At 56.9% G+C, this 24,071-nt stretch carries 19 protein-coding genes; 3 read left to right on the top strand and 16 right to left on the bottom strand.

The features are described 5' to 3' along the window. Positions 1 to 4 precede the first annotated feature (4 nt). Genes AC0V6V_RS07455 through AC0V6V_RS07440 form a run of 4 tightly spaced genes read right to left on the bottom strand, consistent with a single transcriptional unit; the run spans position 5 to position 3,551 of the window. A complete protein-coding gene (locus tag AC0V6V_RS07455; protein WP_486164789.1) occupies positions 5 to 1,297 on the bottom strand; it encodes a DUF1266 domain-containing protein in 1,293 nt (430 codons plus the stop codon). Further along, positions 1,294 to 1,953, bottom strand: coding sequence for a CoA transferase subunit B (locus AC0V6V_RS07450; RefSeq protein ID WP_486164788.1), 660 nt, complete (start codon positions 1,951 to 1,953; stop codon positions 1,294 to 1,296). The genes AC0V6V_RS07455 and AC0V6V_RS07450 overlap by 4 nt, the downstream gene beginning before the upstream one ends. 11 nt (positions 1,954 to 1,964) lie before the next feature. Then, complete coding sequence (locus AC0V6V_RS07445) at positions 1,965 to 2,813, bottom strand: hypothetical protein (protein WP_486164787.1); 849 nt, start codon at positions 2,811 to 2,813, stop codon at positions 1,965 to 1,967. 30 nt (positions 2,814 to 2,843) lie between these two features. Then, complete coding sequence (locus AC0V6V_RS07440) at positions 2,844 to 3,551, bottom strand: CoA transferase subunit A (protein ID WP_486164786.1); 708 nt, start codon at positions 3,549 to 3,551, stop codon at positions 2,844 to 2,846. A gap of 598 nt (positions 3,552 to 4,149) precedes the next feature. Here AC0V6V_RS07440 and AC0V6V_RS07435 point away from each other — a divergent pair. After that, positions 4,150 to 6,456, top strand: coding sequence for a CDC48 family AAA ATPase (locus AC0V6V_RS07435; RefSeq protein ID WP_486166273.1), 2,307 nt, complete (start codon positions 4,150 to 4,152; stop codon positions 6,454 to 6,456). A gap of 21 nt (positions 6,457 to 6,477) precedes the next feature. Here AC0V6V_RS07435 and AC0V6V_RS07430 read toward each other — a convergent pair whose 3' ends face one another. Both AC0V6V_RS07430 and polA read right to left on the bottom strand, forming a co-directional pair. Then, on the bottom strand, positions 6,478 to 7,557 hold the full coding sequence (locus tag AC0V6V_RS07430) for a mechanosensitive ion channel family protein (protein WP_486164785.1): 1,080 nt from the start codon (positions 7,555 to 7,557) through the stop codon (positions 6,478 to 6,480). Between the two features lie 84 nt (positions 7,558 to 7,641). Beyond that, the gene (gene polA, locus AC0V6V_RS07425) at positions 7,642 to 10,476 is read right to left on the bottom strand and encodes a DNA polymerase I (RefSeq protein ID WP_486164784.1); all 2,835 of its coding nucleotides are present in this window, start codon (positions 10,474 to 10,476) and stop codon (positions 7,642 to 7,644) included. Positions 10,477 to 10,735: 259 nt separating this feature from the next. On the opposite strand from polA, the gene AC0V6V_RS07420 reads away from it, so the two are divergent. After that, positions 10,736 to 11,035, top strand: a complete 300-nt coding sequence (locus AC0V6V_RS07420) for a hypothetical protein (RefSeq protein WP_486164783.1) — start codon at positions 10,736 to 10,738, stop codon at positions 11,033 to 11,035. A 107-nt stretch (positions 11,036 to 11,142) separates the two neighbouring features. On the opposite strand, the gene AC0V6V_RS07415 is transcribed toward AC0V6V_RS07420, so the two are convergent. Continuing rightward, positions 11,143 to 12,162 carry a serine hydrolase gene (locus tag AC0V6V_RS07415; RefSeq protein ID WP_486164782.1) on the bottom strand — a complete coding sequence of 340 codons (1,020 nt, stop codon included), beginning with the start codon at positions 12,160 to 12,162 and terminating at the stop codon, positions 11,143 to 11,145. A 269-nt stretch (positions 12,163 to 12,431) separates the two neighbouring features. Between AC0V6V_RS07415 and AC0V6V_RS07410 the strand changes: the two genes are divergently transcribed. Further along, entirely contained in the window at positions 12,432 to 14,705 is a 2,274-nt protein-coding gene (locus tag AC0V6V_RS07410; protein WP_486164781.1) for a DUF305 domain-containing protein, read from the top strand. Positions 14,706 to 14,797: 92 nt separating this feature from the next. On the opposite strand, the gene AC0V6V_RS07405 is transcribed toward AC0V6V_RS07410, so the two are convergent. The 9 genes from AC0V6V_RS07405 to sctS all read right to left on the bottom strand — a co-directional run bounded on the left by AC0V6V_RS07405 (position 14,798) and on the right by sctS (position 24,064). Then, on the bottom strand, positions 14,798 to 16,633 hold the full coding sequence (locus AC0V6V_RS07405) for a DUF885 domain-containing protein (protein WP_486166272.1): 1,836 nt from the start codon (positions 16,631 to 16,633) through the stop codon (positions 14,798 to 14,800). A 152-nt stretch (positions 16,634 to 16,785) separates the two neighbouring features. Then, complete coding sequence (groL, locus tag AC0V6V_RS07400; protein ID WP_486164779.1) at positions 16,786 to 18,441, bottom strand: chaperonin GroEL; 1,656 nt, start codon at positions 18,439 to 18,441, stop codon at positions 16,786 to 16,788. A gap of 54 nt (positions 18,442 to 18,495) precedes the next feature. Further along, positions 18,496 to 18,783: a co-chaperone GroES gene (gene groES, locus AC0V6V_RS07395; protein WP_472643550.1), complete on the bottom strand. Its 288-nt coding sequence runs from the start codon at positions 18,781 to 18,783 to the stop codon at positions 18,496 to 18,498. A gap of 137 nt (positions 18,784 to 18,920) precedes the next feature. Continuing rightward, the gene (locus tag AC0V6V_RS07390) at positions 18,921 to 20,312 is read right to left on the bottom strand and encodes an MATE family efflux transporter (protein ID WP_486166271.1); all 1,392 of its coding nucleotides are present in this window, start codon (positions 20,310 to 20,312) and stop codon (positions 18,921 to 18,923) included. 108 nt (positions 20,313 to 20,420) lie between these two features. After that, positions 20,421 to 20,816, bottom strand: a complete 396-nt coding sequence (locus AC0V6V_RS07385; protein ID WP_486164777.1) for a hypothetical protein — start codon at positions 20,814 to 20,816, stop codon at positions 20,421 to 20,423. A gap of 19 nt (positions 20,817 to 20,835) precedes the next feature. Continuing rightward, positions 20,836 to 22,461 (bottom strand): DNA/RNA non-specific endonuclease, encoded by a 1,626-nt coding sequence (locus AC0V6V_RS07380; RefSeq protein WP_486164776.1) that lies wholly within the window; start codon positions 22,459 to 22,461, stop codon positions 20,836 to 20,838. Between the two features lie 108 nt (positions 22,462 to 22,569). Continuing rightward, complete coding sequence (locus AC0V6V_RS07375) at positions 22,570 to 22,989, bottom strand: helix-turn-helix transcriptional regulator (protein ID WP_486164775.1); 420 nt, start codon at positions 22,987 to 22,989, stop codon at positions 22,570 to 22,572. Then, on the bottom strand, positions 22,986 to 23,807 hold the full coding sequence (gene sctT, locus AC0V6V_RS07370) for a type III secretion system export apparatus subunit SctT (protein WP_486164774.1): 822 nt from the start codon (positions 23,805 to 23,807) through the stop codon (positions 22,986 to 22,988). The genes AC0V6V_RS07375 and sctT overlap by 4 nt, the downstream gene beginning before the upstream one ends. Continuing rightward, complete coding sequence (gene sctS / locus AC0V6V_RS07365; RefSeq protein WP_472640431.1) at positions 23,804 to 24,064, bottom strand: type III secretion system export apparatus subunit SctS; 261 nt, start codon at positions 24,062 to 24,064, stop codon at positions 23,804 to 23,806. Before sctS ends, sctT begins: the two co-directional genes overlap by 4 nt. Positions 24,065 to 24,071: the final 7 nt, after the last annotated feature.

Below are 24,071 nucleotides of genomic sequence, written 5' to 3'. Positions count from 1 at the left end.
GGTGTTAGTGAAGTGTCGGCCCGGCGTCAGGGTCTTCTAGAGTCCCAGCATCACCTTCGCTGTCTTGCAGTTCATCCTCCATGCCAGCATTCTGTTCCGTAGGCCACCACCCTGCAGTTACCCATGTGCTGCGCGGATCGGTCAGGAGGGTTTCTACCAGTTGAGCCCTGTGCGCAAACTGCCCGTCTGGATCGTTCACTCCGCCCCAAATGCCGCGCCCGAGCAGAACGCTGGTGCCAAATTCGCGCCAGCTAGCAAAGCGTCCTCGGGCATGGTCGCCCGCATAAAGGACCAGATCGAGAGCGCGACTACGCGAAATATAACCAGCGCCAAGACCAGTTCTGGCCAGCCATACTGCGCGGTCTATGTCATAACCTGCAGCACCGCGCAGTAGATCCTCATCTGTTGCAATGTAGCCTGCCTGCCGCATCCAATCGACCGCCGGTTGGAAATTATCGATCATTTCTGAGGTCTCATTGAGATCCCAACCATCTTCGCAATAAAGCAGCATTCGGTCTTTAAGTTGGTCGGCTGGCACTTCCAGTGACGCCTCTATGAGCAAGTCGGATATCTCGGCATGGCCACGATCCAACAAATGTTGGTAGGCCCCTTCGAGCTGCTCGGCGTTGAAAATATGCCAGCTCTCGTCCAGCATTGCCTTCATAAAATCCTCACTACCACGCGGATGAACCACGTTCATGGGAAACCCATTGGCGCAGCTTAAGACTGCACCTGCGCCCAGCGCTCGGACCACGTCTGTCGCGGGGAAATTGTGCTCTTCCAAAACGATCTGTGTGCTGCTTCGCTCATCGCTTGATTGCGGCCTTGTGTGGCTGCGCCTTTTTCTGAGGACGCTTACAAAAATGGCCAATACCAGCCCACCCAATAAGCCGAGCGCAATCGCATCGACGGTGCTTGCCAACGTGCTGCGCGGGGCGGTGGAGATGCGGCCTTTAGGGCCGAATTCCATGTCATCCATGAGCACGCCGGAGCGGTCTACATAAACATGTGTTGCGGTCGCATTGTTGCCGGTGTGCAGAGAGTAGCTGGCGCCAAAAGCACCATTGGCACCCCGCTCGCACATCATGCCTTTGGTCCACAGCATGCGGTATTTGTAACCGCCGCTGTTGAAGTCAGTAATCGCATTCCCCGCCGGAATTGGGCCGCCGCACGCAGCGGAACCACTTGAATATGCATCGCCCTCATCTGCCACAAAATACATCACTCGCGGCTCACCATTGCAGCCTGGCAGCAGCACCGCGAAGAATGCCGCGACTAGGATACGAAGGTTTTTCAAATCAGAGCCACCTCGTATTTTGCGCTGGTCTTTGCGGCGATGTCCGCTTCGGTGACGCCTGGTGCCAGCTCAATAAGTCGGAACGGGCTTTCATGGTTCTCGCGGTGAAATACGCCCAAATTCGTGATGACCATATCGACAACGTTCTTGCCCGTTAGCGGCAATGTGCATTCGGGGATGAGCTTCGGATCGCCCGCCTTGCTGTTGTGATCCATAACGACGATGATCTTTTTGACGCCCGCGACCAGATCCATTGCGCCGCCCATGCCCTTGATCATTTTGCCCGGGATCATCCAATTGGCAATGTCGCCATTCTCAGCCACTTCCATCGCGCCGAGCACGGTCAGGTCAATGTGACCGCCACGAATCATCGAAAAGCTGGTGGCGCTGTCGAAATAGGCTGAGTGCGGCAGTTCGCTGATCGTTTGCTTACCCGCGTTGATCAGGTCGGGATCGACTTCATCATCATAGGGGAAAGGCCCAATCCCAAGCATTCCGTTCTCGCTTTGCAGGGTCACATGCATGCCCTCTGGAATGTGATTGGCGACCAATGTCGGAATGCCAATGCCAAGATTGACGTAATAACCATCCTGCAATTCCTGCGCCGCGCGCGCTGCCATTTCGTCGCGAGACCATCCGGTTTTTTCATCTGACATGTGTGTTGCTTTCAATTTTGACCAAGCACTGGGGGAATAAGGAACCAGCCGTTGCCGATTATCGGCTCGAGGGCAAAGGCGGCCTCGGGTTTCAAAAGGTAATCGTAGAGTTCGTCAAAGTCGCTGCGCGTGTCGCCGGCGATCGCAACGATGCAATGGGTTTTCGACAGCTCGCCGCGCCGCGTTTGTTTGCGGTCGGCCTGATACCGCATCAGCAGCAGATTGTCTGACTTCTCAGGATCAAGACCAGAGGCATGCAAGGCGCGCCTTACCTTCCCAGCATCGGCTGCGGAATTGGCGGAGAGCCAGGTTATCTCAAGACCCAGCGCCCGAAGGTTCGCTAACCCTTCAGCGAGAATTGGCTGAGCGGTCGGACTGCTTGGCGGCGTAAATGGGGCATCGCCTGGGTCCAAGTCGATCAGCACAGTGGGCGTGCGTTCTCCGCACTCATCGCGCTTGCCGTCCAGTGCTGCTGGATTGGTGAGCACGGCAGTGCTGGCTGGCGGAGCACTCTCGCCCGACTGCAACAATATCTGTCCTGCTTGCTCGCGCGCATAAGTGAGTAAATCTGTGAATTCGCCCTGATTTGAAATCGGAGCAAAAAGCGCAGCTTCGCGTGCCGACACAGGTACTTGGCTTGCCGTGGCGGCTAATCCAGCTTGGTTTGCGGCGACATCACCTTGGCTCGGCTCCAACTCGGCGTTGTCTGTGAGGTCTCTGGCTTCCCGTCTCTCACGGCTAATGTCCGCTCCGGCAAGCGCTCCACCAGCAACCACGGGAATAAAGCCCGCAACGCATCCATTAAGCGCAAATGCTGCGACGAGCACTCCAGCTATCAATGGCGAGCGGTTGGGGAGCATGTGTCAGCCTCTAAATTCAGCTTCCGCTATTCAGGCAGTAACGCGTTCGCGCGTCGTACGGAACTCAATTTGCTTATCGTAAGGCGCGCCCAGTACAAGACGTTGGACGAATACGCCGGGTAAGTGGATTTCATCGGGGCTCAGCTCCCCGACAGGCACGATTTCCTCGACCTCGGCGATGCAGACCTTGCCGCAAGTTGCTGCTGGCTGGTTGAAATTGCGTGCTGTTTTGCGGAACACGAGATTTCCGGTCTCATCCGCTTTCCATGCCTTTACGATGGCCAGATCGGCGAAGATCCCGTGCTCGAGGATGTAGGTTTCACCATCAAAGTCCTTATGCTCTTTGTCCTTGGCGACTTCGGTGCCGACACCGGTCTTGGTGTAGAAGCCCGGAATGCCCGCGCCGCCAGCGCGCATGCGTTCGGCCAATGTGCCTTGAGGGCAGAATTCCACCTCAAGTTCACCTGCGAGAAACTGCCGTTCGAACTCTTTGTTTTCGCCAACATAGGAGCTGATCATTTTAGCGACCTGCTTGGTCCGCAGCAATTTGCCGATGCCTTCGTTATCAATGCCGGCATTGTTGCTGGCAAAGGTTAGTCCAGTAACGCCGCTGTCGCGGATCGCATCGAGAAGGCGCTCTGGAATGCCACATAGGCCAAATCCGCCAGCGGCGATCAGCATGTCATCGGCGATCACACCTTCAAGAACGGTCGCTGCATCTGGGAAAAGCTTGTTCATGGATGGGGCTAGCCTTGGCTGAGGTTGAATGTTGGTCTGTCGATTAGTCGTTTGAGGATTGGCTGTCACCACCTCACCGCCTGTTTTGGTGAGTCGTTTCAGCCCAAGTTAGAGATTGAGGCGAGGTGATTGCTTGGCGGCTATTTGCATCATTTGTCGCATACGTATGCGAATAGTGCGCTGCAACATTTTTTGTTGGTTCAAGGCGTGAAAGCCAGTGCTAAAACATCGAGAGTTTGCGGCAATTGCAACTTAGAAAAGACGTATAATCAGTAATTTAACAAATTCTTACATCAATTAGATTGCGTTTTTTGCAATTTAAAATGCGCGTTTCGCACTTGCACAAAATGCCTCATCTCCGCATAAGTGCTGCGTGCCTAACAGGCATCCTCTCCCAAACTTTTAAGCCCGGTCTTCGGACCGGGCTTTTTCTTTTTGGGCGCACTTTTCCCTTCAGATTTAAGTGACGTCGTGCACTTCACCTTACGCTAAACCCACAAGTAGGCGCAGCGCCGTGCGTGCGCATTTGCATTCCCATGCCAGTCTTCCTAGCTACAAGGGCCTGTAATTAGAAAACCGCCCGAAGAGGAAGTGATGAATGGCTGATGCCGAAGCTGCGCCGCCAACCCGAACAACAAGGCTGCAAGTGGCGCCAGCCCGGCAGGAAGAATCGGGCCAGGGCATTGCGCGCATGCCGCGCTCAGCATTCCAGGCGCTCGGCATAACGGAAGGCGACATTGTTGAGATCGCTGGCAAACGTACAACCGCTGCGATTGCCATGGCCGCATACGCCGAGGATGACACGCTCGATGTGGTGCGGCTCGACGGACTGCAACGCGGCAATGCTGAGGCGGGCTCAGGAGAGAAGGTCGAAATCAGTGCGGCTGAGTCTCGCCCAGCGACGCGTGTCGTTTTTGCGCCAGCCCAGCGTGAAATGCGTCTGCAAGGGCCGACACAGGCCCTGAAGCGAAACTTCTTCCGCCGTCCATTGGTGGCTGGCGATTTGGTCGCAACCACCGGCCAACAGCCGGTCCAGAACATGCCATCGGACGTGCGCCAAATGCTCCGCGCACCGGCCTATGCGCTGACACAAATTCGCCTGTCTGTTTTCGCCACTGTGCCTAAAGGCATCGTGCATATCGACGAAAACACTGAAGTCGAATTGCGGACGGAATTTGAAGAGCCGCGTGATGCTCGCGCAACGGTGAATTATGACGATGTCGGCGGCATGTCTGATACGATCCAGGCTCTGCGTGAAATGGTTGAATTGCCTCTGCGCTATCCAGAGCTGTTCACCCGACTTGGGGTTGATCCGCCCAAAGGAGTCCTTCTGCATGGCCCTCCCGGCACAGGTAAGACGCGGCTGGCGCAGGCTGTTGCCAACGAATCTGATGCCGAGTTCTTCACCATCAATGGCCCTGAGATCATGGGCTCTGGCTATGGTGAGAGCGAAAAGCGCCTGCGCGAGGTATTTGAAGAAGCGACCCGCGCTGCGCCAGCGATTGTCTTTATCGACGAAATCGACTCGATTGCGCCAAAGCGGCAGAATGTCCCCGGCGAGGCGGAAAAGCGCTTGGTTGCGCAATTGCTGACACTGATGGATGGGTTGGAAGCGCGCGCGAACCTAGTGGTGATCGCCGCGACTAACCGGCCCGATGCGATTGATGAGGCCTTGCGGCGTCCTGGCCGATTCGACCGGGAAATTGTTATCGGCGTTCCCGACCAAGGGGGGCGGCGCGAAATCCTCTCGATCCATACTCGCGGGATGCCTCTTGAAAGCGCAGTTGACCTCGATGAATTGTCCCGCGTCACCCATGGCTTTGTAGGCGCAGACCTCGCTGCATTGGCGCGTGAAGCTGCGATTGATGCGGTTCGCCGCATCATGCCCAAGCTGGACCTTGATGCGCGAACCGTCCCACCCGAGGTTCTTGAAGAACTCTGCGTGACCCGAGAGGACTTCTTGGGCGCGCTGAAGCGGATCCAGCCAAGCGCGATGCGCGAAGTCATGGTGCAAGTGCCCAATGTCAAATGGGATGATATTGGCGGCGTCGGAGATGCCATCGAGAAACTCAAAGAAGGGATCGAGCTGCCGCTGAAAAAGCCTGATGCGTTCCGGCGTTTGGGTATTCGTCCGGCTAAAGGCTTCTTGCTCTATGGCCCTCCTGGTACGGGTAAGACCTTGCTCGCGAAAGCTGTGGCAAAAGAGGCTGAAGCGAACTTCATTTCGATGAAGAGTTCTGACCTGTTGTCCAAATGGTATGGTGAGAGCGAGCAACAAATCACGCGCATGTTTGCGCGCGCTCGCGCGGTTGCCCCGTGCGTTATCTTTATTGATGAGATCGATAGCCTGGTGCCAGCCCGCGGATCTGGTCAAGGCGAGCCGCAAGTGACCGGCCGCGTGGTGAACACCATTCTGGCTGAGATGGACGGCATGGAAGACTTGCAATCGGTCGTTGTGATCGGGGCCACCAACCGTCCAACCCTGGTCGATCCCGCACTGCTTCGCCCGGGCCGTTTCGACGAGCTTGTTTATGTTGGCACACCTGATCCTGAAGGCCGCGAGCACATCTTGCGGATCCACACGTCGAAGATGCCATTGGCGAGCGACGTCGACCTATCTGTGGTTGCCGGAAAGACCGAACGCTTCACTGGAGCAGACCTCGAAGATGTTGTGCGCAGAGCCGGCCTCAACGCGCTTCACCGCATGGGCAATGACGTTGAAGAGGTTACAGCACAGGACTTTGAAGAGGCGCTGGAGGATTCGCGCGCGACGGTTACCAGCAAGATGGAAGCCGAATATCGCAAGATGCGCGGTGAGCTCAAAAAGCGCGCTGCTGAAGTCAATCCGATCGGCTTTCTGCAGCCAGAGAAGCTGGAGCCGACCCGCGCCAAAAAGCACGAGTGATGCGTTAGCTCAAAGAGACCGTTAGTCTCCTTGGACGCGCTCATTGGCGGCTTGCACTTCGAGCCGGTGCCGGATCAATGCATCCGGCTGGTTGCTTCGAAGCCAGGAAATCATGTGCTCGCGCGTCTCACAGCGCAGGTTCCACAGATCTCCAATGGTCGCTGCGCTCATTGAAAGGCGCAGCTCCATGCTTTCTGGATAGGCTTCCGTCATCAGCATCGCGCAGGTGCGCCCATCAAACAGCTCGTGCGAGCCCACGAAACGTTCAAACTCCTCGCGGATTGGCGGGACCTCAGCGGCTGGATCGAGGTGCAGGAATACCGGGCCTGTTAGCATTTCGCTCCGGCGCGACCAGTTTTCAAAACTGTTGTCGAGGAAGCGCGTTGTCGGGACGATCAAGGCTCTTTCATCCCACGTACGAACTTTCACAAAGCTCATATGGATTTCTTCGACGCGGCCGACCTCGCCGTCCACCTTGACCATATCACCAAGCCGCATCGGCTCCGTGAGGGCAACCTGAAGCCCCGCGATCAATGACTTGAGCGCTGGTTGCGCGGCTGCACCAACCGCCAAGGCCGCGAGACCAGCAGACGCCAACAGCGTTGTACCAATGTCGCGTACGGCTGGGATGCCGAGCAGCATCAGGCCGATCGTGATGAAAATGATCGTGAACGTCGCCGTCCGGCCTAAAATCGCGATCCTGGTTTTGCGACTGCGCATCGCCACCGGATCGTTCGATGCCTCAAGTTTCAATTCCAGCGCAGCGGTAAAGCCCTTCACCAAATTGTAGGCGATCCAACCCAGCAAGGCCGGACGCAAGAATTTGCCGAGCGGTTCCCAAATCGATTGCAGTTCGGCGTTCATTTGCGCCGCAATCGTTATACCAATCGCAATGAAAGACCATTTGATCGGAAGCCGGATTCGCTCAACGATCATCTCGTCCGAGGTTGTTTCGGATATCTTGGTAAGCTTGCCGACCGCCGCGTAAACGAGACGGTAGGCAAGATATGCGATCCCTATTGCGAGCAATAGGGCGAGGCCAGCGATGCCCCATGCGAACCAGTCGATAGAGAGATTGGCGAGATTGAATTGATCAAGCATGCTGCGCACCTATGCAGCCGAGCCTGCGAATACAACCTTGGATCCTACTGTGTGCTCGCCGCACTGAGGGTTGCGTGCAGTCAATTAGTGCGCCGCATCCCAGCTTGGCCCGGTCCCGATTTCGATCTGTAATGGCACATCGAGGGTGATCGCAGGCAGCGCTGCTTCCGCCATCACGCGCTCGATAACCGTGCTGGCCTTCGCCACATCGTCTTCTGGCAGCTCGAACACCAATTCATCGTGGACCTGCAAAAGCATGCGAACATTGGGCAGGCCAGCTTTTTCTAAAGCTGGCAGCATGCGCACCATCGCGCGTTTGATAATGTCTGCACTGGTGCCTTGGATTGGGGCGTTGATTGCGGCGCGCTCGGAACCCTGACGTTCGGCTTGGTTCTTTGATTTGATCCGCGGGAACCAAGTCTTTCGCCCGAACAGGGTCTCTGAATACCCACGCTCGCGCACTGTCTCCAGCGTTTCCATGATGTATCGCTGGATGCCGGGGAAGCGTTTGAAATAGGTGTCGATCATAGCCTGAGCTTCGTCTGGCTCGACTTCCAACCGACCTGCCAGTCCCCAACGCGATATGCCGTAGAGAATGGCAAAGTTGATCGTTTTCGCCTGCGCGCGCGTGTCTCTGGTGACTTCGCCAAACATCTCATTCGCCGTGCGCGAGTGGATGTCTTCGCCTGAGGCAAAGGCTTCTTTCAGTGTGCCAACATCGGCCATATGCGCGGCCAGCCGCAATTCGATTTGCGAATAGTCAGCCGCGAGCAGGACATTGCCGGGCTCGGGCACAAAAGCCTCGCGGATCTGGCGACCAATCGCGGTTCTGATTGGGATATTCTGCAGGTTCGGATCGGTTGACGACAGCCGGCCCGTCTGCGCGCCGACCAGGCTGTAGCTCGTGTGCACACGGTCCGTCTTGGGATTGATCGCTTCTTGCAAAGCGTCGGTGTAGGTTGACTTGAGCTTCGCCAACTGGCGCCATTCGAGCACTTTATTGGCGATCTCTGCGCCTTCGCCAGCCAGTTTCTCCAGCGTGCTGTGATCGGTTGAGTATTGCCCACTTTTGCCCTTACGCCCGCCTTTATAGCCGAGCTTATCAAACAGAATTTCGCCCAGCTGTTTGGGGCTGCCAACGGTGAACTCTTGCCCCGCGGCTGCATGAATTTGCGTCTCGAGAGAGGCTATTTCTGTTGCGAACTCCTCGGACAGTTTTGCCAGACGCGCACGGTCGACCTTGATGCCCTCGCGCTCAATGGCGGCAACTACCGGGATCAATGGCCGGTCAACGCGCTCGTAAATTTGTGAGCCGCCTTCCGATGAGAGGCGCGGTTTGAGGTGCTGGTAGAGCCGCCATGTTACATCGGCATCTTCAGCGGCATATTCAGTCGCCCGGTCGAGCGGAACCTCGCCAAATGGGATTTGCTTCTTGCCGGTTCCGCAGACTTCTTTGAACGACAATGGCGTATGGCCGAGGTGACGCACGGAAAGATCGTCCATCCCATGTCCGCCGCCAAGGCCTTGTTCACCGCGCCCGGCATCAAGCGCAAAGCTCATCACCATCGTGTCTTCAATTGGGCTGACGCTCAAACCGTGTTGCGCCAGCACGTTGAGGTCATACTTGCCGTTCTGAAAGATTTTCAGAACGGCATCATCTTCAAGCAACGGCTTCAGAGCGACAATTGCAGCATCGCGGTTCACTTGCTCTGGCTTTTCGGAAAGCAGATCAACGCCGCCATGCGCGAGCGGGATGTAGCAGGCATCGTTTGGACCCAGCGCGAGGCTGATGCCGACCAGCTCCGCCTGCATCGCATCAAGCGAGGATGTTTCGGTGTCGACCGCCACCTTTCGCGCAGCAAAGGCGCGGGCGACCCAGTCCTTCAGGCGCTCCATGGTCTGCACCGTTTCATAAGCGTTGCGATCCACGGCTGGCATCTCTGGTATGGCTTGGCTGCTGCCTTCTTGCGTGCCCGCATCACCTGCTGTCTCAGCTTTGGCTGGGTTCAGATTGGTCGCGCGTTCGGGGCTGCCACTGCCCGCTCCGAGACGTTTCAGCAGGCTGGTGAAGCCATGCTTTTGGAGGAACGCCGCAAGCGGTTCGGCGGGCACGCTTTCCAGCTTAAAATCTTCAAGTGGTTGCGGCAGATCGGCATCTTCCTTGAGCGCCACCAGAACGCGGCTCAGCTCCGCCTCTTCGCGCCCGCCAAGCAAACGCTCCTGCAGTTTTGACTTCTTCATGTCTGGCGCGGAGTCGAGAGCGCCGCCGAGCGAGCCGTGCTCCGCAATCAGCTTGCTCGCTGTCTTTGGACCAACACCATAAATGCCGGGAATATTGTCGACGCTGTCGCCCATCAAAGCGAGAACATCGCCGACCAGCTCGGGCACAACGCCGAACTTCTCCTCGACTTCAGGGATATAGATGCGCTGGTTCTTCATCGTGTCGAGCATGTCGACCCGCCCGCCGCTGCGCTCACCCACCAATTGCATCAAATCCTTGTCGGACGAGACGATGGTGACATTCCACCCCTGCGCCTGCGCAGCGCGGGCATAGGAGGCGATCAAATCGTCAGCCTCCAAACCCATTTGCTCAATACACGGCAGGCTAAAGGCCTTCGTTGCATCCCGGATCAGCGGGAATTGCGGCACCAAGTCTTCCGGTGGAGGGGGGCGGTTTGCTTTATACTCTGGGTAAATATCGTTGCGGAACGATTTGGACGAAGCATCCAGAATCACCGCCATATGTGTTGGGCCATCGGCTTGATCGAGGTCCTCGGCCAGCTTCCACAGCATGGTGGTGTAGCCATAGACCGCGCCGACGGGCGTACCCTCAGGATCAGTCAGAGGGGGCAACCGGTGATACGCCCTAAAAATGTAGGATGAACCATCGACGAGATAGAGGTGTTGTTGCTCGGCCATAATGCGGTGCTAGCACCGCGTAGGGCAGGTGATAAGCCGGTTTGGCCAAGGCTTCGCGGCTATCCCCACGCAATAGCGAGCATAAACGGCAGGAGCGGTAAATAAGGCGGAAAAATGGCAAAAAAGGCGATTTGGCCTTGCATTGCCACAAAGTTGCCACTATTTACAAACTCGAAGCCGGGCATTTAGACTTGGCTTTGGCATTCTCCGGGGGGACCGGATGTGCTTAACACACTCGCTGGATAAGGAATTGAATCCTATGCGTAAAATGATTCTTGCTGCCGCTGTTGCTGGCTCGGCTCTTGGCCTTGCTGCATGCTCTGAAACCGCTGAACAAGCTGGTGAAACCGTTGACGCGATGGCCGCTGACGCAACTTCTGTTGTTGAAGATGGCGCAGACGCCGTTGAAGGCGCTGCTGATGCGACTGCCGAAGCTGCTGGTGACGCTGTTGACGCGACCGGCGAAGCTGCCGAAGGCGCTGCTGATGCGACTGTAGAAGCTGCTGAAGGCGCTGCTGCCGCTGCTGAAGAAGCAATGACCGGCGAAGCTGCTGAGTAATTCAGCCTTTTAGCTTTAGCTAATCAGATTGAGGGCGGTGCCATATTGGTGTCGCCCTTTTTCTATGCGCTGCGCCCGTTAATGGTGAAACGCCCAACCTTCTTGGTTTAGCCGCCGCTGTGCGGAGCGTTTGTCCAATTTGGCTGATTGCGCGCTTTGGCTCCGAAGCCGTCATAGAGCGCGCGCGCGATTGCGGCGATCCGCCGTTCGCGAGCCAAACGTGATCCTTGTCCTGTGACATAGATAGCGACGGCAATCGCCCGTCCATCAGGTGCTTCGATAATTCCAATATCGCTGGATGTGTTGTTGAGCGAGCCTGTCTTGTGGCTGACCCGTGCATCCGCAGGCATGTTTGCCACAATGCGGCGCTTGCCCGTGCGAGTGCGGCTCATCGCGCTCAGCAGGACACGGCGGCTTTGCGCAGATAAAAAGTCGCCACGATACAGACCTTGGAGCAATTGTATCATCGCTTTGGGTGTCGCCGAATCCCTCGGATCGATCCAAGCGGCGGGATCATATTCCCCATCATCGCGGACCAGGGTCGCGATATCACGGTCGATGCTGAAATTCTCAATACCTTGGCGGCGCACCCAGTCATTGACCCGCTCTGGGCCGCCGACTGCCGCAAGCAAAGCATCGGTTGCTGGATTGCTGGAGCGCGTGATCATGATCTCGATGAGATCAATCGCCTGCATATAATTGCCTTTGCGCACGGGAGCAGCTGCGCTTGAATATTTGGCCGAACGGATCGGAATGAGCAGCGGAAACTCGCTTGTCAGCGAATAGCGTCCTTGCTCCACCATCTCGAGATAGGCGCCGGCAACCGCAATCTTGCTGGTCGATGCCATCGGGAACAGTTGGTCACCCAGAACATAGAGCTGATCACCTGTCGTGAGATCAACCGCGGCGACGCCGATGCGGCCCTTGTCGCCATCGGCGAGCTCAGCAATCCGCTGCTCAAAGCCAGAGGCATAGACGGCCTCAAAACTTTGCGGGTCGCGAACATCCGTTCCCAGCGCATTGTCAAAGCTGGCAAGCAGCTCATTGCCTTGCGCGGATGCTGGACTGGAGATCAGAAGGGTGGCTGCTAAGCCTGCGAAAAGTGGTGCGAGACGACGTTTGAACATGAAGCGAATGTACTCAACTAGGGTTATCGGAGGCTTAACAATGAGCGATTCGCCGCGGCAAGCTTTAGTTTCATCGCTCGCGATGAACGGTGTGTCGCAAGCGACCGGATTCGCTGGACACCAGCGCAGCCCGTGCAGGTTATCAAGCCATGGAGTAATTTAGCGTTACGGCTTGTCGCATTTGAGTTTGGCAGCGCGCTGATTGATCTTGACTGTAGCGAGCGCCCCTGCAGGGTGATCGTCAAGCTTTGGAACAGGGTAAATTTCTAATGATTCGAACCAAACAGATCGTCAAAACCTCAAGCTTCGCGATTACCGGGCTTTTGCTCGGAACGTCCAGCCTCGCACTCGCGCAAAACGCCCCGATTGTGCAGCCTGGCGCACCTGGCCAAGAAGGCCGCGTGCTGAGCGCCGATGAAGCAACCCAGATTGCCGCAACCACCCATTCCCCAGCCGATGTTGCCTTCATGCAGGGCATGATTGTGCACCACCAACAGGCGGTCGATATGGCGGTCTTGGTGAAAGACCGGACGAACCGCGAAGAAGTGGTGGCACTCGCTGGCCGGATCGAAGCCAGCCAAGCCGACGAAATTGAATTCATGGAAGGCTGGCTGAAGGATCGCGGCGAGGCAACGCAAATACCGGGCCATGCGGGCCATGCGGCGCACATGCACCATATGATGGCTGGCATGGCCAGTCCGGAACAAATGGCTGCTTTGGCGGCGGCTTCTGGCGTTGAATTTGATCGCCTGTTCCTGACACTGATGATTGCTCACCACGAAGGCGCAATCGACATGGTCGAAGAATTGCTCGGCCAGCCGGGCAGTGCAGCTGACCCTGTCTTGTTCAAATTCGCAGGCGATGTGGACGCCGACCAGACCAGCGAAATCGATAAGATGAACACCGTTTTGGCCAGCCTCTCCGCTGACCCGCGCGCAACTTTGAAAGCTGGCTTTGCCGATGCCGGTGAAGCAATTCTCAACCTGCGCAAGGTCGCGAGCCTTTCCAAACCGGCTGGCTTCTTCGATCCGGCTAACCCCGCCGATTTGCGGCCTGCAATTCCTGATGAGGAAGAGGACAAAGCGGAAGAGGCAGTGGACGCGGCTGAGCCTGCAGAAGACGCTGAGCTTGCTGAGGACACGCCGCTTCGCGAAGAGGAAGAAGACCTCACCAAGTTTGCTGAGCGTTCGCCTCTGCTCGATTTCGCCAACACCGACATGGCCTTCTTCGACGATATCATGGTCGCTGGCAGCTACCACGGTTTCAACATCTACAAGCTGAGCGAGGATGGCGCACCCAATCTGATGAGCTCGGTCGTCTGTCCAGGCGGCCAAGGGGATGTCTCGGTTGTCGGCGATATCTTGGTTATGAGCGTCGAGCAAACCCGGGGCCGCGTCGATTGCGGTCTGCAGGGCGTTGCTGAAGACGTGAGTGAAGACCGTTTTCGCGGCCTGCGCATTTTTGACATTTCAGATCTGACCCGCCCGCGCCAAGTCGGGGGCGTGCAAACCTGCCGGGGCAGCCACACGCACTCCATCGTCAGCGCAGATGACACGAAAATCATCGTCTACAACTCTGGCACGTCCAGCATTCGGGAAGAAGATGAGCTGGCCGGATGCGTTGGCGACATCGCTGGTGATACGCGAACGGCCCTGTTCAGCATCGACGTGATCGAAATTCCGCTGGCTGATCCATCTCAGTCGCGCATCGTAAAATCACCGCGCGTCTTTGCTGACCCCGAAACCGGCAGCATCGCAGGCCTTTGGACCGGCGGTGACAGTGGTGAGGGCACGCAGGATACACGTCCGACCGACGAATGCCACGATATCACGGTTTTCCCGAGCAAGAATATCGCCGCGGGTGCATGCTCCGGCAATGGTATCTTGTTCGACATTTCCGATCCCATGAACCCGGTGCGGATCGATGCCGTATTCGATAAAGGCTTTGCATATTGGCACTCCGCGACGTTCAACAATGACGGCACGAAAGTGATCTTCACCGATGAATGGGGCGGCGGCGGCCGCGCACGTTGCCGCGCATCCGACCCGATGACGTGGGGCGCGAATGCGATCTACGATATCGCCGAGGGCAAGCTAGAATTCCGCAGCCACTACAAGATGCCTGCGCCGCAGGGCGACAAGGAAAACTGCGTCGCGCACAACGGCTCGATCATTCCGGTGCCGGGCCGCGATCTGTTCGTTCAATCCTGGTATCAGGGCGGGATCAGTGTGATGGATTTCACCGACAGCTCAAACCCGGTTGAGATCGCTTATTTCGATCGCGGCCCGATTGATGCCGAGCAATTGGTCGTCGGCGGTTACTGGTCGTCTTATTGGTACAATGGCCGGATTTATGGGACCGAAATCACTCGCGGCATCGACGTGTTTGCACTTGAGCCAAGCGAGTTTCTCACCACTGAGGAAATTGCTGCAGCGGAAGCCGCAAGCTATGCCAACACCCGGTTTAACCCGCAGACGCAAACCGAAGTCACTTGGGATGCGGATGTGATTGAAGCCGCAGCGAACAGCCGCCGAGGCGGATAACGCTCAGCATCGCCGTACATCTGGTGCGAGCAAAACAAAGGGCGGGACGGCAATTAAGCCATCCCGCCCTTTTGTATTTTAGCGCGGAGGGCTCAGCTCTCTTTTGATTGAGCGATCCACTGATCAACCCGTTTTTCCAGAATGCTGAGCGGTACTGAGCCGCCGCCCAGAACCGTATCGTGGAAACCCCTGATGTCGAAGCTCTCGCCTAGTTCTTCCTCGGCTTTGGCGCGCAGTTCCTGAATGCGGATCATACCGATTTTGTAAGCGGTCGCTTGGCCCGGCATGACGATGTAGCGGCGCACTTCGGAGCGCACCGTCGTCTCTGGCATGGGCGAGTTTTCTAGGAAGTAATCGATCGCCTGCTGTTCACTCCAGCCTTTGGAATGGATGCCTGTGTCGACGACCAGTCGGATCGCCCGCCACATCTCTGTCGTCAGCCTGCCGAAGTCAGAATAGGGGTCTTCATACGCGCCCATTTCCTTCGCGAGGAGCTCTGAATAGAGCGCCCAGCCTTCGCCGAATGCCGGGATATAGCCGCCTTGTGCGCGGAACTTTGGAATACCCGTCAGTTCCTGCGCAATTGAACTTTGCATGTGGTGACCGGGATTGCCTTCATGATAGGCGATCACTTCCAGCGGCGGGATCGGCATGGCGCGCATGTCGGAAAGGTGCGCATAATAGACGCCGGGACGCGAACCATCGGGCGTGCCGGCGCGGTAGTGCTGCGCCGCGCCATCTTGCTCGCGAAAAGGCTCAACCCGTTTCACGACCAGATCGGCCTTGGGCAGAGTGCCAAAAAACTCAGGCAATTTGGTTTTGATGAAGGCGAGGTGTTCCTCAGCCTGATCAATATATTGCTGTGCGCCCGCATCGGTGTTGGGATAATAGAACTGGTCGTCTTCGCGCATGAAGGCGAAGAACGCCTGAAGATCACCATCGAACTCAACCTGATCCTTGATCGCCTCCATTTCGGTGAGAATGCGGGTGACCTCGGCGAGACCCGTCTCGTGAATTTCATCCGCCGTCAGTTCGGTGGTGGTCATCAGCCCCAAGCGGTAATTGTAGAAAACTGCACCATCCGATAGGGCGCCAACGCCTTGTGCTTGTTCATCAGCATTGGGGCGATCTTCGGTGAACCAATCGATCACGCGCTGATAGGCAGGCGCCATCTGATCGGTGAGGGCTGTGCGGGCTTCCTCGCGCAATTCACCGGCGCGTTCTTCGGTAATTGTGCCTGCCTCAACCAGACTGGCGAGGCGCTCCTCACTCGCCGCCCACAGCGCCGATGGCTCACCATCATCGAACGGTGCGCCGCTGATGAGCTTTCCCAATTCTGCGATGACTGCGTCATAGGAAAAGCGAGGAGGGCGGGTGCCAGCCTCCGCATTGGCTTGCGCGCGTTCCAGTAATTGATCCATCGCTGTGCCAATCCCGCCAAGCCGCGCGATGAATGCGGTCATATCGCTTTCATCTTCGACCTTATGCTGGCCGATCACAAAGCTGGGCAGCGAGGTGTGCGTGCCGTTCATTTGGTGGAGGACGTATTCTTGGCTGTTAAACTCGGCCGCTGCTTCGGCCTGCTCCTTGCGAAATTGCCACATGTCCCATGACAGCTTGGCCTCGTCGGACAGCTCATCATAGTCGAAGTTTGCTTCCATCTCGGCGGTTGCGGCCTGCCACCATTCGATCTGAGCGGCTTGTGCAGCGAGGCTCAGATCGTCGATCTTGTCGTAATCCGTTTTGCGGCCAAGCGCGGTTTGCCGGATGGGGCTGAATTTCAGCTCTTCTTCAAACTTCTCGTCAAACCAAGCGTTGATGCATTCGGTTTGCGTGGTGGCGCATTCGATGGTTGGGACAGGAGCGCTCATCATGTCGCATCCGGTCACAGCAACAGAGGCCAGGAGTAGGGCAGCGTATTTTTTCATCACGAGACGGTCCGTCATTGTTTGAGTTACGCATTATCCATGCGTTAACCCTGAGCGAATGGAAAGGTTCGATTTGCGATTGTAACAACGAAAAAGCCCCGGCGGATCGCTCCACCGGGGCCTTTCTGTAAGCTTTAGAAGGGGATGAGGGCTTAGAAGCCGCCCATGCCTCCCATTCCGCCCATGCCGCCCATATCAGGCATTGCAGGGGCGCCAGCGCCTTCTTTTTCTGGAGTGTCGGTGATCGCCGCTTCTGTGGTGATCAGCAGTCCAGCAACCGAAGCTGCGTCCTGCAATGCGGTGCGAACAACCTTGGTCGGGTCGATCACGCCAGCTTCTACAAGGTTTTCATAGGTATCGGTCGCAGCGTTGAAGCCTTGGGTCTCATCGCCTTCACGCAGCAGATTGCCAGAAACAACCGCGCCATCATGGCCAGCGTTTGCAGCAATCTGACGAACCGGCGCCAAGATCGCGCGGCGCACGATGTCGATACCGCGGGTCTGGTCGTCGTTTTCACCCTTGAGGCCTTCGAGAACCTTCGAGGCGTAGAGCAGTGCAGTACCGCCGCCAGGGACGATGCCTTCTTCGACAGCTGCGCGGGTCGCGTGGAGCGCGTCATCAACGCGGTCCTTGCGTTCCTTCACTTCGACTTCTGAAGCGCCGCCAACCTTGATCACAGCAACACCGCCAGCGAGTTTCGCCAGACGCTCTTGCAGTTTCTCGCGGTCATAATCGCTGGTCGTGGCTTCCATCTGAGCCTTGATCTCGCCGACGCGGGCTTTGATGTCTTCTTCAGCGCCAGCGCCGTCGACGATCGTGGTGTTGTCCTTGTCGATGGTGACGCGCTTGGCTTCACCCAGCATGCCGAGTGTGACGTTCTCTAGCTTGATGCCGAGATCTTCGCTGACCATTTCGCCCTTGGTAAGGATCGAGATGTCTTGCAGCATTGCCTTGCGGCGATCGCCAAAACCAGGAGCCTTGACCGCTGCAACCTTGAGGCCGCCGCGCAGCTTGTTGACCACGAGGGTCGCGAGCGCTTCGCCTTCGATGTCTTCAGCGATGATCAGCAGCGGACGGCCGCTTTGAACAGCCGCTTCGAGCACTGGCAGCATAGCTTGCAGGTTCGACAGTTTGGCTTCGTGGATCAGGATGTACGGGTTTTCGAGTTCAACCGTCATCTTGTCCGGGTTGGTGATGAAGTACGGCGACAGATAGCCGCGGTCAAACTGCATGCCCTCAACCACGTCGAGTTCGAATTCGAGGCCCTTGGCTTCCTCAACCGTGATGACGCCTTCTTTGCCGACCTTTTCCATGGCTTCGGCAATTTTCTCGCCAACTTCCTTGTCACCATTGGCAGAGATCACGCCAACTTGTGCAACTTCAGATGAGCCAGCGACTTCTTTCGAGCGGCCTTTGAGATTTTCGACGACCTTCGTGGTCGCGGTGTCGATACCGCGCTTCAGATCCATCGGGTTCATGCCAGCTGCAACAGCGGTCATGCCTTCGCGGATGATGGCCTGGCCCAATACGGTGGCAGTGGTCGTGCCGTCACCGGCGAGGTCGTTGGTCTTCGACGCAACTTCCTTGAGCATTTGCGCGCCCATGTTTTCAAACTTGTCAGAAAGTTCGATTTCCTTGGCGACGGTTACGCCGTCCTTGGTGATGCGCGGTGCGCCAAAGCTCTTGTCGATGACAACGTTGCGACCCTTCGGGCCGAGCGTCACTTTTACGGCGTTGGCGAGCGTGTCTACGCCCTTGAGGATGCCTTCACGGGCATCGCGGCCGAACTTTACGTCCTTAGCAGCCATGATTGTTTCTCCTGAAAAATTGGATTGATTGAAAAGCTATTGGGATCGCTCGGCTCAGCCGATCACGCCCATGATGTCGCTTTCCTTCATGATCAGCAGGTCTTCACCGTCGATCTTGACTTCGGTGCCGGACCATTTGCCGAACAGAACGCGGTCGCCAGCTTTGACGTCGAGCGCGATACGCGCACCGCTGTCATCGCGAGCCCCTTCACCAACGGAGACGACTTCGCCTTCGCTTGGTTTTTCTTGCGCGCTATCAGGGATGATGATGCCGCCAGCGGTTTTCTGGTCGGCTTCGATGCGGCGCACGACAACGCGGTCGTGCAGCGGACGAAATGCCATAATGATGACCTTTCTTCTTAGGTTGATAAATAGATTGGCACTCTCCGCTTGAGAGTGCCAGCGAGGGGCATGTGGTTGTGGCGCCTGCATGAGTCAACACTCTGCCCGCGATATTTTTTTCGGAAACTCGCGCCAGATTAGATCGGGTGCCGGGTAAGGCTCAGTTTTTCACGCAGCATCCAGCGCCATGTGAGAAGAACCGCCGCGGAAGCCAAGCCGACGGCAAGTCCAATCCAGACACCAACTCCCTCCAACGAAGTGAAGAACCCCAGCCAGATAGAAAGCCCGATGCCGGGCACCCAATAGCTGAAAATCGCGATCCACATTGGCACGCGTGTATCCTGCAATCCGCGTAGCGCGCCTGCCGCCACGGCTTGCACCCCGTCTACCAGCTGAAACGCGGCGGCTAGTACAAGATATTGGAGCGCAAACCCGACAAGAGCGGCATTCTTTGCCGCGTATGGATCAACATAGATCGAGAGCAGCAGATATGGCGCGAAGACCATCGCGCTGGCAGTGAGCGCCATAAAGCCTGTGCCGATTGCGAGTGCGACCCAGCCCGCCCGTTTCACCCCTAGCGGGTCGCGGGCCCCGTAAAAATAGCCCACGCGAATTGTGACCGCTTGCCCCACCCCGAAGGGTATCTGGAAAGCGAGTGCAGCCAATTGTAGGGCGACCGTATGACCGGCAAGCTCTGCCGCACCAAAGCGGCCCATCATGAATGCTGCAGCACCAAAGATCCCGGCCTCTGCAGTGACGGTAAACGCGATAGGTGTACCGACCCGAATGATCTGCCAGAACCGTTGCCAGTCTGGTTTCCAGAATTGGTAGAATATCCGAAACTTGGCAAGTGCGGGATCGCCGAGGATTACGATGACGTAAATGGCAAGCGTGAAGAGTGACGTGATGATCGTCGCGACAGCTGCACCTGTCAGGCCCATCTCCGGGGCACCGAAATTGCCGAAGATAAAGGCGTAATTCGCGGCGGCGTTCACAAAAACCCCAAGCCCGGTAATTGCTGTCGCAAAGATCGGACGGCCAAGCGCCGAAACATAGGAGCGCAAAACGCCGGCCAACAGCATTGGGATCATCGAAAAGATGATCACGACATTATATTCACGTGCGAGCGCGATTATTGATGATTGCTGGCCGGTAACCCGCATCAATGGCTCGAGCAGCAGGCAGATACCCATGCCCAATGCGCCGGTTATTAACGCAAGCCAGAGGGCCATTCTTGTGGAACGTCTGACTGGCCGAAAAGATGGCGAGCGTGCGCCAATGGCCTCGGCAATAAGCGGGGCAACGGCGCCGGTAAGAGCTGTCATGGCCCAGAGCACCAGCCCGAACAATGAAACGGCGAGCGCCGATGCCGCAAGCTGTTCATCGCCGAGCCGGGCAATGAAGATTACATCGACAGCATAGGTGAGCATCTGCAAGAGATTGGCAGCCGCAAGTGGACCCGCGAGCAGCAAGGTCGCTCGCAGTTCCTTGCCCCATGTGGGCGAATTATGAGTTGCAATCTCGCTCATACAGCCGGCCCGGATAGGCGCATGGCTTCAGTGCCTCAATCGAACGAGCAAACCTTTGACAATTTAGGGAGCGCGCTATGTCCTGTGAGCCACAGGTCGATGCAGTCCCTAAGGCCTCAGAGAATCTCGCATCTGGGCGAGATTTTTGGGCGTGATTTTCCAACGCATTGGATCGTCATATTCAACGTGGATTTCAAAAGAGTTGGATGCGCGATCAATTTGGATGAGGCAGCTCTTCCACACCGGATCGCCCGACTGCTTGGCCTGAAAATCACGGTAGGCAATCAGCTTTTCGTAGAACTCCCACTCATTGGGAGCAATCGGAACAATTTTGCCATTCGCTTTATACTTGAAACCTGCAGTATCGTATGATTCGCCATCGAGAATGACGCTCAAGGCAACCGCTTCCCAATCATCGCTCAAACGCTCAGTTTGCAGCAACAGACGCGCAATTTCGTTCACATAAGTATTCGATTGGTCGAGTTGCGAATCCTCAATATTCATCGCTTCAATTCCTTCTTGATCACTCGAAATATTGAGGCATATCGGCAGCAGAAATGCGGTCAAAACTCTGACCGGCTTCATTGCGGAATGCCTTGCTATTTTCAAAGATCACGTCTCCATCGGCGTCGCGGACGCTATACCTTACTTCGATCCGCCCCGGACGTACACCGTCGAAGTCAGAGAAATTGATCTCATAGTCGACTTTGCCGCCAGCGTTAATCCAGTCGGCGATTTCATTTTCTAATCTCGCAAATGCGCCGCTGTTGAGATTTTTCAAACGAACATTCTGTCCGTCGATCACAACATCGCGCGGAGTGCCGTTTTGCGGGAACATTGCCCGTTCACCTTGATCCCCCAAAAATCTATGTCCAGCGGCATGGCCGCCGTGGTCGCCGGTTTGACCCAAGCGCGCAACATCGCGCTGCGCGGCTGTTTCTGCATTGCTCCGATCTAGCCCGCTGAACACTTCGCTTAGCTCAGCCTTCGCCGATGCCAATCGTCCTTGGGAATCGTAGGTATACCTTACTGAGTTTGAACCAAATGCATGGTCAATGCTCCGACCTGCACGTGCGGCCCGCGCAGCGTCCAGCACATTGTCAGCGCCCTCTGCGAGCCGCGCTCCATCTGCGGCTGCATCAGTCCGGTTCGCCAGACGCGCCGCATCAACTGCAACATCGCCGACATCTGCTGCGACATTCGCGGCCTTGCTTGCTTTACCCGCTTGTCCTGCAACCGGTATGAAAGTGCTAGCCACCTCGAAGGTGACGCGGCCAATGGCTTCGCCAAACCATTGCGCCTCCGCCTCCGGTCCAAGCGCAGCGGCGGCGGCGTGGGCATCTTTTAGACTGCTCCACTGTGCATCCAGAGCATTGGCGATATCTGTTTTTAAGCGGCCAGGATTAGCGGCCACGGCGCTTGCATAGTCGCCGATCACTGAACCCATGCGGTCAAGTGTGGCGGTGGTCGCCTCTCCGCGCGCGGCCGATGGTATAATGGCATCGAATGCGCCGCTACCTAAGCCGCCAACATTATCGCGCAGCCAGTCACCTGCATCACCCAAGACCCCGCTGTCGGCGCCATATTGCAACGTTTTACCGGCCAGCTCGAGTGTCCCTACCACTAAGTCTTTTGCGCCGTTCAACATGCCTTGCCGCAAGCCATTGTTAAATGCGCTGAGCGTGCCGGGGTTATCGAGTACACCTTGAAGCGAGGCCCCCCATTCAGTCTGCTCAAGTCCTGCGGTTCGAGCCATATCGGCGATCTGCGGTTGGACTAGGTTCAGCAAATTGTTAAGCGGGTCTAACCGTTGCAGAGCTGTGCCAATTTGATCGATGAAACCGCGCTGTGCTGCTGCCAATTCGCTAGCAGTGCTCGCCGCTTGTAGCGCCTGGAAGCGATCGATCACCTGATTGAGAGCTGCGTCATCCGTGCGACCACCGGCCAAAGTGATGAGCTCATTCAAATACGCCTGCGTTGCGGGATTGGTGCTATTGCGCGCCTGTTCGAGCCATTGGCTTCGGGTCATCTCCGGCGGAGGTGCGACAAACCCATCATCTAGTCGGTCAAGCGTTTCAAAACTGCTTGGCGGCAGGCCTTCTGCGAAGTTGCTACTCGAACCCTGTGCAGAGCTGGTAATCCCATTCATAGCAAACACCTTCGCCGAATTAATCATTCGATGTCAGCGGTACCGGGTTATCAAGTTCCGAAGTATCTGCAGATCGTATAGATTGGCGCGGTTCGCCGTATCTCGGCGCTAGTCCAGCGGGTGAAACAGCAAGCCTGCGAGCGCGACCAGCCCGCGCATCCCATCAAGCTCCAGTTTGCGCACCGCACTGTTTAGGTGCGTGCGGGCGGTGCCCTCACTAATCGCAAGCAAGGTCGCAATGTCAGCGTTGGAGCGTCCCCATCCTGCGAACCTCAGGGCGGCGGCTTCGGTACGGGTCAGCTGCTGCAATGGATCAACCAGAGACAGTGGAACACGCGCTCCATCGACCAGGAACTCGCCTACGGTGACCTCACGCTTGCGCGATGGATCACGCTTGGCGGCGCTGCGCATCTCCTCAATCAGCGCGAGCAATTCGGTATCAACCTCCGAGCCGCTCCGCGGACTGCCTTGCGAGCTAGCGCGAGTGGCAAGGCCCTCGGCCGCAGGATGGTTGGGACGCTGTGTCACTGCGGTGTTCCTGTGCGGTCAAGCATGCCCTGCGCAACGGCATCGCGCGACATCAGATCGTTCACGACCAGATTGCCGAGTAAAGGCAAGATCAAGACGAGTACAAAGATCGCAGCGGTGGCTTTGATCGAGAGTGAAAGCATGAACACGTTGAAGTTCTGCGCAAAGCGATTGAGCAATCCCATACCAAGGTCGATCATGAACAAGACCATAAGCGCAGGGCTAGCGAGAATGAAGGCAATCATAAAGTACCGGCCAAACTCCCCCTCAAACAGGATGACTGATGACATGTCGAGCCCGACCCCGCCCGGCCCCATTGGCCAAAGGGCATAGCTCATCATCAGGGTTCCAATGAGCAGCGTCAGGCCGCCGGCGGTTACGAAGGTTACTTGCGCAAACCTACCCAGCAGAGTGGCGGAAAGTGATTGCGTGTTCCCGGAAATAGGATCGACGACTTGCGCAATGGTGGCGCCCGTTTTGCTGTCGATGATCTCGCCTGCTGAGGCCATGGCCCAGAGGAATGTCGCGTAGAACAGACCAATTACAACGCCTGCCGCCGCTTCGCGCCCGAACAGCGCCAGCCACTGTGCTGCGGTCAAGGTGCTGGGCGAGAAGGAGACAGGCAGTGATAGAGCGACCAAACCAAAGGCGATGATCAGGGAATTGCGCACCAGCGGCGGGATCAGTTGCGGCGAAAACAAAGGCAGCATGATGAAGGCCATGGCAAACCGCGCAGATGCGGCACCGACCAGCAGCGCTTGCTCAGTCCAAGGGGCGGCTGAAATCAGCGATTGGCCAAGTGCGCCCCCAACACTCATCCAACCAACCCGTTGAGATTGCTAAAAATCTTGTCGCTAAAGGCGAACAGGCTGCCAACCATCAGACTGGCAGTGATGAACAGGGTCAGCACGATTGCGAAGAACTTCAGGGTGAATTGGAGCGTCTGCTCTTGGATCTGTGTGGCTGCTTGCACCACGGCGACCATCAGGCCGACCACCGACGCGGCGATAATCGGCGGAGCTGAAAGCAGCAGGACTAGCCACAATGCTTCAAGCGTGATGTCGGTCAGGTTCATGGCCAAA

The organism is Erythrobacter sp. S249 (assembly GCF_057364975.1).
Note: the sequence above shows the minus strand (reverse complement) of the source record. Positions and strands in the feature narration are given on the sequence as shown.